Below are 16,654 nucleotides of genomic sequence, written 5' to 3' on the forward strand. Positions count from 1 at the left end.
CCGGGATTATTGAACGATGAATTCGGTGAACAGCACTTCCCTGAGATCTAGGGGAGGCTGGTTCTCGGTCAAGGGCACAGACAAACGACTGATGATAGCCTGAGCAAGCGCTTCTTTACCTTCTGTAGAGGTCAGCTCACTCGCTTGCTTGCCAGACAGCAGAATCAGCAGCCGGCTGCGTACTTGCGGCATGTGCTCTTCGATGATGGCTTTGCTCTGTTCGTTGCCTACCCGCAGTGTGATGCCGGTATAGAGCAGGCGTGACCCGAAGCGATCATCGGCCAGGTTGACCGTGAAAGGTTCGATACGCGTGAAGACGGGTGGCGTCGGCGCTAGCGTTTGCTGTTGGGGCTCCCCCTCCGTTCCTCCACGCTGGTCAAGAACGAGATAGATCGCTGCAGCTGCACCCGCCGAAGAGAGCAGTACCAGTATGATCATTACCAGAAGCAGTTTTTTAGATCCGCCGCTTGATTCAGCCATTGATTTTCCCATCATGATCCCGGAAGACGCTCACTGAGCATTATGCCTGACACGAGTAATTATGAAGAAATGAACAGGCTCATCGGAGGAGCCTATCTCTTGGTTTTGCTAACTGTTGATTCACACACCATGCATTAATTTCGTGATGATATACAGCTATGCGTATAGGTCTACCCGCCCATCCGAGTATACGTTTACCAGGTTAGAAGAGCTGTTGTGGTGGTTGTGTTCGTTAGGCATGTCGCCTTCCTCAACAAGCTGCCCAGGCCTATTCTGATGTTCAAACCTCTCATCCCCAGCGCCCTGGTCACCTACGAAAGTATCACTTAAGGTAATGCCTTGCTCTGCAAGCATTTCCCTTAGCTGTGGGATAGCTTGCTCAAGGGTTTGTCGTACATGCGCATGAGCGGAAAGGAACTGGGCCTGTGTCCCTTGCTCTGTCATTCTTAGGGAGATAGAGAGTGGCCCTAGGTCAGAAGGATTTAATTTCATTTCGATACGCTGCTCCCCGCCCCGCTTGACGAAATGTAATAGTTGCTGCCCAAGCTGTGCTGCCCAGCCGGGACTTGAAATCAGAGCGGGTGACGATGCAAATTGCGCAGCCGTTGAAGGCGAAGGTAGGCTGCCTAATGTGGATGTACCTATGGGCAGTAAAGTGGTTGTTTCGCCTGATACTGCTATTGGTTTCTGGGGTTGGTCGCCCTGCGCGTAACTAGTCGAAGTTGCCATAACATGGCTATCGGAAAGCGGAACATTTTGCAGCATTGACCATGTGTTTGTGGACTCCACTGAAAGTGAGTTGGGCTGGTTTGGCGCCGTTATAAGCATTGCGGGCGAGGACGGTACGATCTGTTGCGTGTTACCTTGAGTAGCAAATAGCACATCAACGGTGTTTGTTATCGAAGGAGTTGTCTGGGCGCTGGGCCATGCATGACCAGCATAGCTTGATACTAATGATATGCGCTGGGCAATTTCATCTAGCTCAGTCAATGTATGGGTTGGCTGGGTAGAGGTATGGCCGCCCGCGGTCTGTGTTAGCAGCGTATGTGTTAATTGGCTGATCTGTTTCAGGTGCTCTGCTAGAGGATATGGGGATTGCTTACCATCGGAGATGTGTCGAGAATCCGATTCCCATAGTTGGTGCAAAGTTTGTAAGCCGGAAGTGATCTTTACCAACTCGATTGTTAGTGTTTCGTTTGTATTGCTTGATGATGGCGATAGTGCTGAAGCAGTGGGTACGATAGCAAACGCTTCATGAGTGTCTGCAGCGCCGGGAGAGCTATCGGGAAATAGACTCAGCTGGCTAAAAAGTGACACAGTAACATCTTGCGCACTTGCTGTTTTTACTGCCTCAGTATTTTCAAGTGCACCTTGAATTTGCTGGTGGGTTGGCAATGTACGGGGAGTGTGACGACTCAAAATCTCTAGGCTAGAGGTGATCGCAGTGATTGTCTCCTCTAGTGTTAGGTCGTGCGTTGTTGAGGTAGCCGTTGTCAGAGAGCTTGAAGAATCACTTTTTGGTGGTTGTGTTGATTGCCCGGATGCCGAGAAAAAAATAGTGGGCGATGATAAAAAAGCTTGGGCATTGAAAGAGTCAGGAGTATCAATGATGCCGAGAGCTTCTGGGGCGTGGTGCTCTGGCATTGTGCCGGTAGCTAGCTTGTCGACTGCTTGAAGAACAGCAGTTGCAATAGTCTCGACTGATAGGAGCATCGTACCTACCGAGACCGTATTCGCAGCTGCTTGTGTAGGCATAACAATTTGACTATGAACTTGTTTAGCTACTGTATCTTGGGCAGCAGAAAATGCCGTCGCTATATGAACCTGTCCTTTGGCGAGCGTACGTAAGCTGACAATGGAGTGTGCCAGTCTTTCTTCTGTCGATACCGAAGGAGTACTAGCCGTATAGAGGGTTGTTTCTGGTAGTACTTGATATATATTCATATCATTAAAGAGCGCAGCGTCAGAGCGACCAGATTCGCTGATGGCAGGCTCAGTAGGCTTGCTTGATTCAGTGATAGCTGTTTGTGCCTTCGAGATAACGTGGCCCAGACTTGGGTGTGGCGCTCCTCTATCGGCAAGTGCTGCTATGTCGTCAGGCGTTGGCAAACGCCCCATGCGCGACACCTCGAGCATGGTTTGATGAAACACGCCACGTTCGGTCTCTCCCGCGTTCTGCCTAATTAGGGAGGCCGAGCCAATAGTCTGGCCATTACTGGGTAAAAATAACTGAGTGATAGAATGCATGTTGGTTACCCAGGGCAGCATCAAAGTAGCTTATCAGGGCTCTGGCGAGCCATTCGGTTGGTGACCAACTCATCGTTGGCTTTTTGTTCGTGCCTGGCCTGACGGCGATGCTCTTCCAGCAAGCGGCGTGAAGCCAGTGTATCGTAAGAAGAGAGCCGACGCTGCTCTTGCTGCCAGTGTTGCTGACTTTGCTGTACCCTTTTCTGTTGTGCGGCCAGGGCTTGACGTGCTCGGCTCAGTGCCGCGTCAAGAGAGGCTAGAAACTGTTGGTAATTGTACATGGTGGCCGGGTCGATGCCCTCTCTCATCGCCTGCTGCAGACGCTCGGCATACTCCACACGATAACGGCTCAGTGACGCCAGCTGCGCCTCCGTTTGCTGTTCCGTCTGGCGCTCTTGGGCCAGCAGCTTGCCTGCCTGATCGCGGGCATCGCGAGCCAGGCCGGTCAGCATGTCGATCTGATGGTTACTCATTTAGCCTCCCACCACCGTGTGCAGCGCTTGACGCGACTCTGAAAGCGTTGCGCACTCATCAATGTTCTGTTGTAAAAAACGTTCCAGGCTTGGGAAGCGGTTGACCGCTTCGTCCAGCCTGGGGTCATGCCCTGGGCTGTAGGCGCCTACGCTGATCAAGTCGCGATTGCGTTGATAGCGTGAGAAAATTTGCTTGAAGGTGCGCGCTTCCTGCTGTTGCTCGGGCGTGACGATCGCTGTCATGGCGCGGCTGATGGATGCTTCGATATCGATAGCGGGATAATGGCCTGCTTCTGCCAAGGTGCGCGACAAAACGATATGGCCATCCAGAATGGCGCGGGCAGAATCGGCAATGGGATCCTGCTGGTCGTCGCCTTCCGTCAGTACGGTGTAGAAAGCAGTAATGGAGCCGCCTCCGCGCTCTGCATTGCCTGCGCGCTCAACCAGTCCCGGGAGCTTGGCAAATACGGACGGCGGATACCCCTTGGTGGCAGGAGGTTCACCAATGGCCAGCGCGATTTCGCGTTGGGCCATGGCGTAGCGGGTGAGCGAATCCATGATCAACAGCACATTGCGGCCCGCATCGCGGAAGCTTTCGGCGATGCGGGTGGCGTAGGCAGCGCCTTGCAGGCGTTGCAGCGGGGAGGTATCCGCAGGCGCAGCGACGACGACCGCACGCCGACGGCCCTCGGGGCCCAATATGTTGTCAATGAAGTCCTGTACTTCGCGCCCACGTTCGCCAATCAGACCGACCACGATCACATCGGCCTCGGTATAGCGTGCCATCATGCCCAGCAAGACGGATTTGCCCACCCCCGAGCCCGCAAATAGCCCCATGCGCTGCCCCCTGCCGACACTCAATAGCGCGTTGATGGCGCGAATGCCTACGTCGATTTGTGCTTCAATGGGGGCTCTTGAAAGTGGGTTCAAAGGCCTGGAGCTGAGCGTCGTGCGTGGAGCTTCTTCGATATTCTCTCGGTCATCGAGGGGATTGCCATTGCCATCGAGCACCCGCCCAAGCAGCTCTTCTCCCATCGGAAAGCGTCGCGCGCTATGGCCGTTGCCATCGACCAGTGGGGTGACGCGCGCGCCAGGCATCAAGCCGGAAACTTCTTCAAGCGGCATCAGAAAGAGCTTGTCGCCTGAAAAGCCGACGACTTCTGCTTCGGCAAATTTATCGCTGTCGTTCAAGCGTCCATCGACACCGGGCAATTCGATATGACAGGCGCTGCCCACGGCGACACGTAGCCCAACGACTTCGATGACCATGCCCGTGGCCCTGACGACTCTGCCGCTGGTGCGGTAGTGAGGCAAGCGGCTGACGCGCTGAGTGGTGCGTTGAAGGGCTTTGCGCCAGCGGTGCTGATGCGGGCAGGAGAGCGTGTTCATCGTATCAACCTGACGATGGCGCGCTGTGGCGCTTGCGTAGCTGCGCTTGAACGCTTTGCCAGCGACTTTCAAAGGTGGCGTCCAGCTCGCCTTGCGCACTGGTGACGCGGCAGCCGCCGCGGGCGAGCTGATCGTCAGGCTGCAGCACCCATTGGGCAGCTTCAAGTTCGCTACCCAGGTGCGTTTCAACGAGAGTGTGATCCGTGGGGTTCAGCCACAGACGTTGCTTGCCTACCAAAGGGGGCTCGGTATGCAGAAGCTCGCGCACGACCTGAAGAATGTGCTCTGGGTGTTCATCGAGAGCATCGGCGGCCAGCTGCTTGCCGGTCGCCAGCGCCAGGTCGGCAAGGTCGTGAGCGATGGTGTCGTCCAGCCGTTCAAGCGCCTCGGAAAACTGCTTGGCCAAGGATGCCAGTGGCGCTAGCGTTTTCTGAAGCTGTACATCCAGCTCCTTTTCCGCCTGCGCGCGGCCTTCCTCCAGTCCTTTGGTCAGGCCCTCTTCATGACCACGTGCCAGGCCAGCCTGATAACCCTCTTCTTCGGCCGCTTCGCGAATCTGGTCATAAATTTTTTGACGCTCGTGTTCTTCTCGTGCGCGTGCTTCCGCAGCGGCTCGCTGAGCAGCCTCGACTTTGCGCTGGTGAGCGCTCGGCCCTTGCAGGCTATCGGCATCAGCGGTTGGTGAAGTGAGTAACTCCTCCATCTGCCAGCGTCGCCACTGGCCGTGACGGTCGAATTCAGGCGAATGAGTATCAGACATACTCATCATCTCCACCGGCTAGCACAATTTCACCTGAGTCTGCCAAGCGCCGCACGATCTGCAGGATGGCTTTTTGCTCGGTTTCCACCTGGGAAACACGGATGGGGCCACGGGCCTCCATGTCTTCGCGCACCAGATCGGCAGCACGCTGCGACATGTTGCGCAGGAACTTGTCCACCAGTGCGTCCTGGGCGCCTTTGAGTGCCACCACCAGCGAGTTGGTTTCCACTTCCTGAAGCACCATCTGAATCGCACGATTGTCCAGGTCGAGCAGATTTTCGAACAGGAACATTTCGTCGATGATCTTCTGAGCCAGGTCTTCGCTGTGAGAACGCACTGTCTCGATCGCGACTTCTTCCTGGGCCGAGTTCATCAGATTGAGGATCTCGGCAGCGGTCCTCACGCCGCCCATCTTGCTGCGCTTGAGATTCTGGCCGTCCAGCATGCTGGTGAGCACTTCGGTCAGCTCTTGCAGCGCGGCAGGCTGCACACCGCTGAACGTCGCGATCCGCAGTACCACATCATTACGCAGTTTCTCTTCGAACAGCTCGAGGATGTCGGCCGCCTGATGGCGATCCAGGTGCACCAGAATCGTCGCGATGATCTGCGGGTGCTCGTCACGAATCAGCTCGGACACCATGGAGGCTTCCATGAGGTTGAGCGCATCGATACCAGAGTTTTCCCCAGTAGACTCGAGAATATCCTCGATCAGGCTGGTGGCGCGTTCACTGCCCAGTGCCTTGGTCAAGACGGAGCGGATATGCTCGCTGGAGTTCAGATTCAGTGCGACGAACTCTTCGGTTTCTCGGTGGAACGCCTCCAGCACGGCCTTCATGTCTTCATGGGAGACCTGATGCAGTCGCGCCATCTCGGTGCTGATTTCCTGCACTTCGCTGGCGCTGAGGAATTTGAATACCTCGGCGGCACTGTCCTCATCCAGGGCCAGCAGCAGAATGGCGCTTTTGCGCGCGCCGGTCATTTCGGCAAACGTGCTAGTCATTGGCGTTCATCCAGCTGCGGATAATCATGGCGACCATGCGTGGGTCTTCTTGGGCCATTTCCCGCAGGTCGTTGAGGTTGTGTTCATAAAGTGACGTCTTGCGACGACGCTTGGGTTTGCCGCTGTAGGTATCATCCTCATCGGTGTCTCCCACGCTCTCTTCATCGTCATCTTCACTGCCGATGCTGGTGTTCAAGATGCCTCCAGGCATGGCAGCTGCCACCACGGGCGGTTGCGTGTAGCGCTTGATCAACGGGCGCAAAATCAGCCAGTAGAGCAGAAGGGCAACCAGTGCTACCAAGAGGTAGCGGCCAAGGTTTGCCGCCATGGCAAGCGTGTCAGGTTGCTGCCACCAGACTGGCTCCAGGCGGCCATCGTCATCGCTGGCAAACGGCGTGTTGACAATTTCCACCTGATCGCCGCGCAGGTCAGAGAAGCCCATGGCTTGCTGCACGAGGCGCTCTAGCTGTGCCACTTCTTCTTCGCTGAGGGCGACTTGTTCGGCTTCTCCCTCTTCATTGATGACCGTACGGAAGTTCACGACCACGGCCGCTGTCAAGCGCTCGATCTGCCCCAGGCGATGCTGAATGTGCTCGATGCTGCGATCGACTTCGTAGTTGACGACGTCTTCTTGGCGCAAGTTGCGTAAGGCGCCAGGTTCAGTTGTCGTATCCTCGGCGTCGTCATCGAGCTGGTTGATCGGAGAGGGCGCGACGCCTGGTGGCGTATTGCTCAGCGCGCCGGGAATGCCTGATGCCAAGGGGTCGTCGCCATCGTAGGACAGGCTCAGCTGGCGGCTACGAACGGCAGATTCGTTGGGCGTCTGGTTGGGGCGATAGCGCTCCGACGTCTCTTCGCGACGAGAAAAATCGATTTGCGCGGCGACCTGGGCGCGAACGTTGTCGCGTCCCACGATAGGCAGCAGGATGTTCTCGATACGCTGCTGGTATGACCGCTCGACTTCGGTGATGTAGGCAAGTTGAGTGCCGTCCAGATCATTGCCTTGTTGGGAGTTGGCGGTCAACAGACGACCGTTTTGATCCACCACGGTCACGTTCTCGGTGGAAAGCTCCGGAACGCTACTGGACACCATATGGACGATGGCGCTGACTTGGCCTTCGCCCAGGACCCGTCCAGGCAGCAGCGTCAATACGACAGAGGCCTTGGCGGGTTCACGGTCACGAACGAAAACGGATGGCTTTGCCATCGAAATATGAACGCGGACACGCTCGACGGGGCCCAAGGATTCAATCGAGCGTGCCAGTTCGCCTTCCAGGCCGCGCTGAAAGTTGACCTGCTCCGCAAACTGGCTAATGCCGAAGGCCTGATTGTCCATCAGCTCAAGCCCTAGATTGCCGCCTCTGGGAAGCCCTTGCTCGGCTAGCTGGAGCCTGAGAGGGTGAACCTGTGCGCTGGGGACAAGCAAGGCTTGGCCCCCCTGGCTGAACTGATAGGGAACGCCACGGCTGTCCAGCTCGGCAATGATCCGTCCACCGTCTGCCTCGTTCAGGTTGCTGTAAAGCACGCGGTACTCTGGGCTGCTGGCCCACATGAAAAGTGCTGCCACCACCGCAATGGAGGCCGCTGCAGCCACCAGAACAACCACGAGCGGATTGCCGCGCAGTTGCTTCATGGTGCGCTCGAAGGTTGAGGGGGAGGCTGATTCGTTCGCCGCCACTCCGCTTTGCGAAGCGCTTGCTGTCGTGCTGTTTTGACGGCCTGCCGTAGCACCGGTTTCGCTCATGCATCCCTCCAACAGGGTTGGCAAAACGGGTGTCGGCCCAGGCGCATCACCAAAGAAGGCATAGGCTATTTCCGTCAATCGCGGTGATCCGCCAAGCAATAAGGGCGGAATTGTGATGAACGCCATTATGATGAGGTGCGTCCACCATAAATGAACGAAAAGCTTGGCTTTTTACGCGCATTTGTTCGTATGAGGAGGGCTGTGTCGATGGTAGGCTCCTGCTAACACTTTAACCTCTGCGATATGAGGAGTTGGTATGAGTTCGCCCTCCATACAGTCTGCGTTACAGCAAATGCATAGTCTGGCCGCGCAAGCTGCCCAGCCAGTACGTGGCGAGCAGGTCTCGACCGTCGTAGGGCAGGCGGGATTTGGCAGTGAGCTGCAGGCATCTATTCAAAGAATCAATCGTTTGCAGCAGTCTGCCAATGCCAAAGCCATGGCCTTCCAGGCAGGAGAGCCGAACATCGAGCTCAACGATGTGATGGTGGACATGCAAAAAGCCAGCGTGGCATTTCAGATGGGGCTGCAGGTGCGCAATCGCCTGGTGACGGCCTACCGCGACGTCATGAACATGCAGGTGTGAGGACGTGGTTGCTCTGGAAGAACGCGACGCTCGGGCGTCGCGGCACTAGGCTAGGCCCCTGGGCAGCAGCAAAATGTGGAGACAGGGCCGTCGCCTCGATGCCGCGGATCTCGACCATCCCGCTCAAGTGGCTGGTCAGCGAATGGAGCCTGTCAGTCTCATGCATTCAAAGAAATCAAGTTCCCTTGAAGTTCCTCCAGTCGTTCGGCCATCACGATGATTTCCTCGGCAGGAATCTGACGGATGACATCGCCGGTTTCACTGTCAATGACGCGGGTGATGATGCGCGAAGACTCCTCGCTGATATCGAACTCGAGTCCGCGTGGTCTCATCGCTTCATTGATGCGTTGTATCGGTTCCAGAAGGGCATCTCGCGTGGCGCTCAACGCCGATGGCGTGCGCTCCTCCGGTTGAGAGGGCGAGGCAACCTCAGGGGGTGTGCGTTGAGCGCGCTCCTGGGGTGCGGGAGTGTTGGTAATAGAGGCCATCGGGTCGATTGGCAGTGGGCCCATAAACAACGTTCCTCTTTTCAAAGCCGTCTAAGGCTGGGTAACGTAAACTTAGAGGCCGATGCAGGTGTTGGATAGCCTCCAACAATGTTATCGGCGAGATTTTCACAAACTTTATCTTTTCCAGTATAGACAAAAAGAAAAGTCTGATACGCAGCAATCGGCATGCGGAGCCATTGGGGCTTCTGTTATGCTCAGTTCCCTTATTTCAAGGGTGGGTTCACCTGACCACCACGGCTGTGAAAGCGAGGCACGCATGGCAGTCCAGCAAGATGAGTATGAACGTATTTCGAACCCATCCGCCATCAGTTCTCTGCTGAATACCATGATAGAGAGCGGTGGGGTGTCGCTTTGCCTTGATGCCCCTGAGGCGCGTCCCGAGCCCATTGTGTTGATGGAGCAGCACGAGGGTGAGACGCTCGTGATGGACTTGTCTTCCGTCGACTATCTGCTGTATCGCCTGGAGCAGGGCGAGCGCTTCTTTCTGCGTGGGCAATCTCAGGGCAAGGTGATACGCACGCCTCTGCTCGTCCTGACGGAAACGCGGCGCTCTGGTGGGCGCTATTTATGCTGCAGCGACTACCCGGAGTCGGTAGACGTCCTCCAGCGCCGTGAGTCATACCGTGCTGAGCTGCGTATGGGCATGGTGGTGTCGGCGACCGTTTACGGCGATGGCGAAGAAGGGGTGCAGGGTGAGTTGCGAGACCTCTCCCAGGAAGGGTGTCAGTTGGAGCTGCCGTTGGCAGCGAGTGGCGTGCTGACCGAGACCTCGGAACCCATGCGTTTGGTGTTTGCCTTTCCGGATGGCACTCAGTTCGAAGTGCATGCCGTTGCTCGTCATCAAAAAACAGACGCAGAGCGCCACCTGCTGCGTGTGGGGTTCCGCTTTGCTGGCTGCACCTCCGAGCAAGAGCGACAGATCTGGTACTTCGTCTGTGAAATCGAGCGTGAGGCCTCGCGTTACAAGAAAGGGTCCCAGGATGAGCGTCAGCCCTCGCCGCTGTTCGAGCAGCCCGGCAAGCGCACACCTGACAGCGAGCATGTTGGCAGGCGGGACATTCGCCGATATGCCACCCCAACCGCCAGGCGTCTGGTCAAGGTGGCCGCCTATCTGGACGCTCAGCTGCTGATGCTGCAGCAAGGTCACGATGTCGACTCGCGACAGCTGTCTCGTAATGCCGACCGTATCCTGCAGCTTCATGAAGAGGATCGCGAGGCGCTCTTGTTCGCATCTCGGTGCCTCTCCATGGAGCCCTTGCTGGTGCGGCATGGGATCGCTGTGGCTATTCATTTGCTCGACCTGGTGGGTGGCAATATGCCCCGCGACGTGCGCAAGGCCATCGTTGCCAGCGGCCTGGTCCATGACCTCGGCAAAGCCCTGATCCCCCAGGTGGTTTTCAAGGCGCCCAATTTCGAGCCCAATCATCGTCACGTGTTGAGCGAGCATGTGTCGCTGTTGCTGGCTCGCTTGAATACTTGCCAGTGGTTGTCGGCCACGGTGGCGCAGGCGGTCATTGGTGGAATCAACGAGCGCCTCGATGGTAGCGGTTACCCGGATGGCTTGACGGGAGAGGACATTACCGAGCTGGCCAAGGCGAGCGCCGTGGTCGACGTGGTGGAGGCCATGAGACGGGATCGGCCGGATCGACCAGCACGCACTGCCCAGCAGATCTATCGGCATTTGCTGAGCCATCCCCATCAGTTCGATGCACGATGGATCAAGCGCTATATCGAGCATTTCAGGACGTTGCCCATTGGCTCGCTCGTGTACTTTGCCAGTGAGCAGATGGGATGGATCGTGCGCCTGGATGACAACGGGGCGCCCTTTGAAGTGGTGTTGACCCAGCAAGCCGAGCCGCCTGTGCGTGAGAGCCTGCTGGGCGTCGTGCGCGGAGATGTGTTGGAGCGGCTTGGTAAACCGATGAGAGAAGTGGCGGTTTCTACTTGAGTTCTTTTGATCTGGATCATTCGTAGCGATCGCACGGCAAATAAAGCCTGTGCTCATTAAAGTCCGCTGTTGCGGCGCCGATATATCAGATAGCGAGCAATTATGCCGAATCTCAATTATCCAGCAGTGTATAGCCACCTTTTGGCTACTGCCTTTACAAGGAGAGCCCACTAATGACTTACACTCGCAGCGGTGCGGCCTACGGTCGAGGGGCAAGCGCTTACGCCCGCGTTGGCGTTGAAAGTGGCGTCATGTCGGCAGACCCTCATCAACTGATCGTCATGCTGTTCGATGGCGCGCAGGCGGCGATCCGTGCGGCGCGTATTCATATGCAGGCGGGCAATACCGTAGAGAAGGGCAAATCCATCTCCAAGGCGCTGGATATTGTCAATAACGGTTTGGCTGCGGCGCTGGATCAGGAGAAAGGGGGCGAGATTGCCGAGCAATTGGCATCGCTCTATGACTACATTGCCCGTTTGCTGCTGGCTGCCAATCTGCGTAACGATGAAGAGAGCCTCAATCAGGCGGATCGTCTGCTTGAGGACATTGCCTCTGCATGGCGTGAAATTGGTCAACGGCAAAGTGCGTGAGGCAACATGACAGCTTCCGAAACAGCAGCCCAGGGTAACTCCCAGCAAGCGCTCATCGATGCCTATGCAAGGCTGCTGGTGAGCGTGAATCACATGCATGAGCTTGCAGACAAAGAGCAGTGGGCCGAGCTGATAGAGCAACGCAGCAACTATGTAGTGTTGGTGGAAAAGTTGCGCGAACTGGACAGCCTGGTCTTGCTGGATGACGATGGCAAGCGTCGCAAGTCCGAACTGCTCGAGCATATCCTGGAGCATGACGTGGAAATTCGGCGTCGTCTCGTAGCCAGGCGAGACGAGCTGGGTAAATTGATCAGCGTGACCCAGCGTCAGCGAGACTTGCATCGCGCTTATGCTCCCCAGCAAGGTGGCAGTGCCTTTGCTGCGGATATCGCCAAGGATGAGGGGGCCTCGTGAGTGGCATCACGCCACTCATTGATACGCTGTTACATCAGGTGCTGGGTCGCCAGGCTGAGGCCTCTTCTCTTCGCGCCTTGAACTCGCCAGTCCAGCCAGTTTCCCCGGGCGAGGGGCCAAGAGCCTTGCAGGGGGATGCCAGCCTCGATGGGCGGCCTCTCAATCCGCTGCTGGGCGACCTGCGGCGTTTGTCTGGCACGGCAGAAGGGCTTCGACAGCCTCCTGCCGGGAATGCCACGCCCAACGCCACGCCAAGTTCGACCCAAACGCATTTCAGTCCTGCGGCGCGCACCATTGCCGACGTGCTGCTACGGTTTCCTGCGCCTCCCGCCGTCATCAGGCCGGCTGCCCCGCTATTGTCACCTCAGGAGCCGCTGTCGACGACACAGGTGGCGAGCCGTCTGGAGGGCAGTATTCGTGATAGCGGGCTATTTTACGAATCTCACCTCAAGCGCTGGTTTCAGGGCGACATGCCTCGTCAACAGCTTCTGCGTGAGCCACAGATGCAGCCAGGGCCTCGTCCTGCGTTCCTGCCCATGTCGGCCATGATGCCTCTGGTTGCTACCGGGATCCCCACGGGTGCGTCGTCTCAGGGCAGCGCCATGACCATCTTGCCCAATCTTCCCCTGATACCCGTCAAAGGGGGCGATGCTTTGCTGGAGCGGCCTTTGCCTCTCCCCGTTGCGTCTTCGTCCTCGGGAGCGCCCTCGGCGCCTGCTGTCGTGACACCCAATCAGCCCTTCGCGCCCTTCATGGCCGAGCGTAGGGATGCTCCCGTCGTACAGCCAGCAGCGGTGGTTGCAGAACAGGACATGGCGACTCGGGGTGTGAGAGAAGTGGTGCATGACAGTCTGCAGGGCGTAGTGCGTCAACAGTTGGAAATGTTGGTCACGCCTACGCTACGTTGGGAAGGGGACGTATGGGCCGGCATTTTCATGGCGCTGGTGATCAATCTGCCAGGTCGTGACCCTCAGGATGAAAAAGCGCAGACAGAAGATTCCCAGCCAGGGTGGCGTTCAGAAATGCAGCTCGATGTGCCTGGGCTGGGCGCCTTCCGCATTGCGCTATGGCTGCACCATCAGGTGCTCAGTATCGATCTGACGGCTGATAACCCTGATACCTACCAGCGGCTCGATAGTGAGCTGGATCGCCTGGAGCAGCGTTTGAGTGCGCTCGATTTCGCTAAAGTGCAGGTAAAAGCCCGCTATATTCCATCCGAGGAGGCTGTGGATGATGTCCAGTGAGCGTCGGCGACAGGCCGTTGCGCTGGCCTATAAAGAGGGTGAACAGGCGCCGCGAATAGTGGCAAAAGGGTACGGTGAGCTGGCCGACAGGATTATGGCCGAAGCCCAGCGCCAGGGCATCTATGTCCATGATGCACCCGAGCTCGTCGCGTTGCTCATGCAGTTGGAGCTGGATGCTGAAATACCCGCCAGCTTGTATCAAGTGGTGGCGGAGCTATTGGTATGGGTATTTGAATTGTCAGACGGTGAGCTGAATCAGCGTGAAAGGCGCAAGTAGCCAATGCAATCGTTGTATGCAACCATGATGCTAGGTAAAGAAAAAGTCATCAATGGCGCCAGTATAACGGTCACAACGGCGCGCCTGGGTCGTTCGATGGGACACTATGAGTCAAACAAGCTTTCTCGATGAAATACAAGAGATAAACCTCGCTTACCTTCTGCTTGCTCAGCGTCTGTTGAGCGAAGATCGGGAGGCAGCCATGTTTCGTCTCAAAATTGACGGTGAGCTGGCAGATCTGCTGGTCTCGCTGAATGCTTGGCAACTCACCAAGCTCGCGCGTAGCAACCAGTTGGTCTGTCGTTTCAGTCACTCCAGTGGTCAGCGTCTGCGCCAGATTCTGGACAATCCACGAGATCAAGGCTTGTCAGGGCTGCATGCGTCGCTGTTATCTGCCTGTGAGCCTCTTTCCTCGCTGTCGTCAGGAGAGTCGAAGTGAGTCAAAAGAGCCTTGTGGATGAAATGCATCAGGTGCAATTGGCTATTGAGCTGATCGAGCTGGGTGCGCGTCTGCAGGTATTGGAGACGGAAACGGAGTTGAGTCGCACCCGACTGATCAAGCTCTATAAAGAAGTGCGCGGAATGTCTCCGCCTAAAGGCATGCTGCCTTTTTCGGCCGACTGGTTCGTGACTTGGCTGCCTAACGTGCATTCGTCACTGTTTTACAACATTTATCTCGGCTTGCTCGAGGGGGCGGAGTGTGAGCGTATCGACGCTTTCGTCAAAGCGTATCGGCTGTACGAGGAGCAGGTCTCGCTAGAGGGGGCAGAGTCGGTGCTGGGGCTGACGAGAGCGTGGACCTTGGTGCGCTTTTTTGAAAGCGACCTGCTGCAGCTGACCACGTGTACGCGCTGTGAGGGCCACTTCGTGGCACATGCCCATAGTCCGATTCATGATTATGTCTGCGGTATCTGTCAGCCCCCCTCTCGGGCAGGCAAGACGCGTAAGTCCGCGCGTTGAACGTATAAAATTGTCAAACCTCTGGCGGCAGACCATAAAAGCAATAAACTGCGCTTTAACGCATAGATAGCGGCAAAAGTCGTTGATGCTTTCTCATTAAACCGTGCTGTCACCTGAGTATGATAGATATAAGCTTCACCCTAGATGGGGCCGTTTGCGACTGTCGGTAAGGCATTGTGTGCGGCGCTGTTGATAAACCACTCATATCGCAAGGAAACTGCTTGTGCTGATTCTCCTAGGTTATGTCGTCGTCTTGTTCTGCGTCTTTGGCGGCTATGTGATGGCTGGTGGTAGCCTGGGGCCGCTCTATCAGCCCCTGGAGCTGCTGATCATCGGTGGCGCTGGCGTTGGGGCTTTCCTGGCTGCCAACAATGGCAAGGCGATCAAGGCCACGTTCAAGATCCTGCCCCGGCTCAAGCGAACCAAGAAGTACAACAAGGCGCTGTACATGGATCTCATGGCCTTGCAGTACAAGATTCTTTCCAAGGTTCGCCGAGAGGGCATGCTCGGGATCGAGCGCGATATAGACAATCCCAAGGAGAGCCCGCTATTTCAAGAGCATCCCGACGTTCTGGCCGACTCTCATATCATGGACTTCCTGACGGATTACCTGCGCTTGATGGTCAGCGGCGGTATGGAGCCCATGGAAATCGACGAGCTGATGCTCCACGAAATAGAAGTTTTCGAGCAAGAGGCTCACATTCCCATCGACGCGATTGCCAAAGTGGGGGATGCCATGCCCGCCTTCGGTATCGTGGCGGCGGTCATGGGGGTTATCAAAGCCTTGACCTATGCGGACGCTACGGCAGAACAGATGGGGCAAATGATCGCCATGGCGTTGGTGGGTACCTTCCTCGGTATTTTGATGGGCTATGGCTTCATCAGCCCGATTGCCAGCTATGCCGACCGCCAAGCCAAGGAAGCCGAAAAAATGCTTCAGTGCATTCGCGTGACGCTGCTGGCCAGCTTGCACGGCTATGCCCCGCAGTTGGCGGTCGAGTTTGGACGCAAGGCGCTGCACAGTACTGAACGCCCGAGCTTCTCTGAACTGGAGGAGTACGTACGCGATGCCAAAAAGGGCGGTAATGCATGAGTAAGGGGGGGGATAAGCGCCCGATCGTCATCCGGCGCAAAAAGGTGGTTCATGCCCACCATGGGGGGGCATGGAAAATCGCGCTGGCAGATTTCATGACGGCATTGATGGCGCTGTTCCTCGTCATGTGGATTCTCAGCGTTTCCAGTGAAGAGACCCGCAGGGGAGTGGCCGAGTATTTCAGCACGCCGCTGGTCACGGCGATTACTGGCGGCGATCGTTCCGGCAGTACCCGTGTCATTCCTGGCGGTGGCCCTGACCCTACGCACAGCGACGGCGAGCGTGCACGGATTGATGTTTTGCAGCACACGCGGCCGAGTGCTCAAGAGCGGCGTTTCTTCGAAGATTTGCAGACGCGTATAGAGCGGGCTATCGAGCGTGATCCCGAGCTGCGTGAGCTGCGTAACCAGATGCGTTTCGATCTGACGCGTGAAGGACTGCGAATTCAGCTTCTGGATACCGAGCAGCGGCCCATGTTCGAGCTGGGCAGCGATCAGGTAGCGCCTTACATGCGCAGCCTGCTGCGCACCATGGCTCCGCTGCTGAATGACCTGCCGAATGACCTGAGCATCAGCGGTCATACGGACAGCGTGCCGTATGCAGGTGGGTACCGCGGTTACAGCAACTGGGAACTCTCCAACGATCGAGCCAATGCATCGCGTCGTGAGCTGGTGGCGGGCGGACTTGACCCTGATCAGCTACTGCGAGTATCGGGCTTCGCCGACCGTGTACTACTCTCGGACACGACGCCGACGGATCCCATCAATCGACGTATCGAGCTCGTGGTTTTGCTGCCAGAAATCGCCGAAGCCATACGGAACCCGGGAATTTTGACGCCCAGCTCACCGCAGCCAGCAGAGCCGGCAGAGAGCGTGCCCGAAGAAGACCTTTTGCCACAAAACATACCGCAAGCCAGCGACAACCAATGAGCCTGGCTTGCCAC

Annotated in this window: 18 protein-coding genes; 10 read left to right on the forward strand and 8 right to left on the reverse strand. The window is 56.9% G+C overall.

The features are described from left to right. Positions 1-6: 6 nt before the first annotated feature. From fliL to fliF, 7 genes are all read right to left on the reverse strand, one after another. The gene (gene fliL, locus IE091_RS04625; RefSeq protein ID WP_096921686.1) at positions 7-480 is read right to left on the reverse strand and encodes a flagellar basal body-associated protein FliL; all 474 of its coding nucleotides are present in this window, start codon (positions 478-480) and stop codon (positions 7-9) included. A gap of 156 nt (positions 481-636) precedes the next feature. Beyond that, positions 637-2,727 (reverse strand): flagellar hook-length control protein FliK, encoded by a 2,091-nt coding sequence (locus IE091_RS04630; RefSeq protein WP_186299158.1) that lies wholly within the window; start codon positions 2,725-2,727, stop codon positions 637-639. A 20-nt stretch (positions 2,728-2,747) separates the two neighbouring features. Further along, the gene (fliJ, locus tag IE091_RS04635; protein ID WP_096921684.1) at positions 2,748-3,200 is read right to left on the reverse strand and encodes a flagellar export protein FliJ; all 453 of its coding nucleotides are present in this window, start codon (positions 3,198-3,200) and stop codon (positions 2,748-2,750) included. Next, entirely contained in the window at positions 3,201-4,589 is a 1,389-nt protein-coding gene (gene fliI, locus IE091_RS04640; protein ID WP_039180850.1) for a flagellar protein export ATPase FliI, read from the reverse strand. A gap of 4 nt (positions 4,590-4,593) precedes the next feature. Beyond that, positions 4,594-5,349, reverse strand: a complete 756-nt coding sequence (locus IE091_RS04645; RefSeq protein ID WP_096921683.1) for a flagellar assembly protein FliH — start codon at positions 5,347-5,349, stop codon at positions 4,594-4,596. After that, positions 5,342-6,349 (reverse strand): flagellar motor switch protein FliG, encoded by a 1,008-nt coding sequence (fliG, locus tag IE091_RS04650; protein WP_039180845.1) that lies wholly within the window; start codon positions 6,347-6,349, stop codon positions 5,342-5,344. The genes IE091_RS04645 and fliG overlap by 8 nt, the downstream gene beginning before the upstream one ends. Further along, complete coding sequence (gene fliF, locus IE091_RS04655; RefSeq protein ID WP_189462942.1) at positions 6,342-8,093, reverse strand: flagellar basal-body MS-ring/collar protein FliF; 1,752 nt, start codon at positions 8,091-8,093, stop codon at positions 6,342-6,344. The genes fliG and fliF overlap by 8 nt, the downstream gene beginning before the upstream one ends. Before the next feature lie 256 nt (positions 8,094-8,349). On the opposite strand from fliF, the gene fliE reads away from it, so the two are divergent. Beyond that, on the forward strand, positions 8,350-8,676 hold the full coding sequence (gene fliE / locus IE091_RS04660) for a flagellar hook-basal body complex protein FliE (RefSeq protein ID WP_039180838.1): 327 nt from the start codon (positions 8,350-8,352) through the stop codon (positions 8,674-8,676). 158 nt (positions 8,677-8,834) lie between these two features. Here fliE and IE091_RS04665 read toward each other — a convergent pair whose 3' ends face one another. Then, entirely contained in the window at positions 8,835-9,188 is a 354-nt protein-coding gene (locus IE091_RS04665; RefSeq protein WP_096921681.1) for a flagellar protein FlaG, read from the reverse strand. 253 nt (positions 9,189-9,441) lie between these two features. On the opposite strand from IE091_RS04665, the gene IE091_RS04670 reads away from it, so the two are divergent. From IE091_RS04670 to motB, 9 genes are all read left to right on the forward strand, one after another. Continuing rightward, positions 9,442-11,133 carry an HD domain-containing phosphohydrolase gene (locus tag IE091_RS04670; protein WP_189462943.1) on the forward strand — a complete coding sequence of 564 codons (1,692 nt, stop codon included), beginning with the start codon at positions 9,442-9,444 and terminating at the stop codon, positions 11,131-11,133. A gap of 173 nt (positions 11,134-11,306) precedes the next feature. After that, the gene (gene fliS, locus IE091_RS04675) at positions 11,307-11,723 is read left to right on the forward strand and encodes a flagellar export chaperone FliS (protein ID WP_039180829.1); all 417 of its coding nucleotides are present in this window, start codon (positions 11,307-11,309) and stop codon (positions 11,721-11,723) included. A 6-nt stretch (positions 11,724-11,729) separates the two neighbouring features. Further along, positions 11,730-12,137 carry a flagellar protein FliT gene (gene fliT, locus IE091_RS04680; RefSeq protein ID WP_052196442.1) on the forward strand — a complete coding sequence of 136 codons (408 nt, stop codon included), beginning with the start codon at positions 11,730-11,732 and terminating at the stop codon, positions 12,135-12,137. Beyond that, entirely contained in the window at positions 12,134-13,381 is a 1,248-nt protein-coding gene (gene fliK / locus IE091_RS04685; protein WP_189462944.1) for a flagellar hook-length control protein FliK, read from the forward strand. The genes fliT and fliK overlap by 4 nt, the downstream gene beginning before the upstream one ends. Further along, a complete protein-coding gene (locus tag IE091_RS04690; RefSeq protein WP_096921678.1) occupies positions 13,368-13,658 on the forward strand; it encodes an EscU/YscU/HrcU family type III secretion system export apparatus switch protein in 291 nt (96 codons plus the stop codon). Before fliK ends, IE091_RS04690 begins: the two co-directional genes overlap by 14 nt. A gap of 106 nt (positions 13,659-13,764) precedes the next feature. Then, entirely contained in the window at positions 13,765-14,097 is a 333-nt protein-coding gene (gene flhD / locus IE091_RS04695; protein ID WP_039180823.1) for a flagellar transcriptional regulator FlhD, read from the forward strand. Beyond that, positions 14,094-14,618, forward strand: coding sequence for a flagellar transcriptional regulator FlhC (gene flhC / locus IE091_RS04700; protein ID WP_096921677.1), 525 nt, complete (start codon positions 14,094-14,096; stop codon positions 14,616-14,618). Before flhD ends, flhC begins: the two co-directional genes overlap by 4 nt. A 223-nt stretch (positions 14,619-14,841) precedes the next feature. Beyond that, a complete protein-coding gene (motA, locus tag IE091_RS04705; RefSeq protein ID WP_189462945.1) occupies positions 14,842-15,711 on the forward strand; it encodes a flagellar motor stator protein MotA in 870 nt (289 codons plus the stop codon). Then, a complete protein-coding gene (gene motB / locus IE091_RS04710; protein WP_189462946.1) occupies positions 15,708-16,640 on the forward strand; it encodes a flagellar motor protein MotB in 933 nt (310 codons plus the stop codon). The genes motA and motB overlap by 4 nt, the downstream gene beginning before the upstream one ends. Positions 16,641-16,654 lie beyond the last annotated feature (14 nt).

It is taken from the genome of Vreelandella hamiltonii (genome assembly GCF_014651775.1).
Lineage (GTDB): Bacteria > Pseudomonadota > Gammaproteobacteria > Pseudomonadales > Halomonadaceae > Vreelandella > Vreelandella hamiltonii.

What these genes read in the sequence shown, in the direction of transcription:
- motB (WP_189462946.1), top strand. Translation starts at nt 15,708, where the DNA reads ATGAGTAAGGGGGGGGATAAGCGCCCGATCGTCATCCGGCGCAAAAAG.
- flhD (WP_039180823.1), top strand. Translation starts at nt 13,765, where the DNA reads ATGAGTCAAACAAGCTTTCTCGATGAAATACAAGAGATAAACCTCGCT.
- IE091_RS04690 (WP_096921678.1), top strand. Translation starts at nt 13,368, where the DNA reads ATGATGTCCAGTGAGCGTCGGCGACAGGCCGTTGCGCTGGCCTATAAA.
- fliF (WP_189462942.1), bottom strand. Translation starts at nt 8,093, where the DNA reads ATGAGCGAAACCGGTGCTACGGCAGGCCGTCAAAACAGCACGACAGCA.
- fliG (WP_039180845.1), bottom strand. Translation starts at nt 6,349, where the DNA reads ATGACTAGCACGTTTGCCGAAATGACCGGCGCGCGCAAAAGCGCCATT.
- fliT (WP_052196442.1), top strand. Translation starts at nt 11,730, where the DNA reads ATGACAGCTTCCGAAACAGCAGCCCAGGGTAACTCCCAGCAAGCGCTC.
- IE091_RS04630 (WP_186299158.1), bottom strand. Translation starts at nt 2,727, where the DNA reads ATGCATTCTATCACTCAGTTATTTTTACCCAGTAATGGCCAGACTATT.
- fliE (WP_039180838.1), top strand. Translation starts at nt 8,350, where the DNA reads ATGAGTTCGCCCTCCATACAGTCTGCGTTACAGCAAATGCATAGTCTG.
- IE091_RS04670 (WP_189462943.1), top strand. Translation starts at nt 9,442, where the DNA reads ATGGCAGTCCAGCAAGATGAGTATGAACGTATTTCGAACCCATCCGCC.
- fliS (WP_039180829.1), top strand. Translation starts at nt 11,307, where the DNA reads ATGACTTACACTCGCAGCGGTGCGGCCTACGGTCGAGGGGCAAGCGCT.
- IE091_RS04645 (WP_096921683.1), bottom strand. Translation starts at nt 5,349, where the DNA reads ATGTCTGATACTCATTCGCCTGAATTCGACCGTCACGGCCAGTGGCGA.
- fliJ (WP_096921684.1), bottom strand. Translation starts at nt 3,200, where the DNA reads ATGAGTAACCATCAGATCGACATGCTGACCGGCCTGGCTCGCGATGCC.
- IE091_RS04665 (WP_096921681.1), bottom strand. Translation starts at nt 9,188, where the DNA reads ATGGGCCCACTGCCAATCGACCCGATGGCCTCTATTACCAACACTCCC.
- fliI (WP_039180850.1), bottom strand. Translation starts at nt 4,589, where the DNA reads ATGAACACGCTCTCCTGCCCGCATCAGCACCGCTGGCGCAAAGCCCTT.
- fliL (WP_096921686.1), bottom strand. Translation starts at nt 480, where the DNA reads ATGGCTGAATCAAGCGGCGGATCTAAAAAACTGCTTCTGGTAATGATC.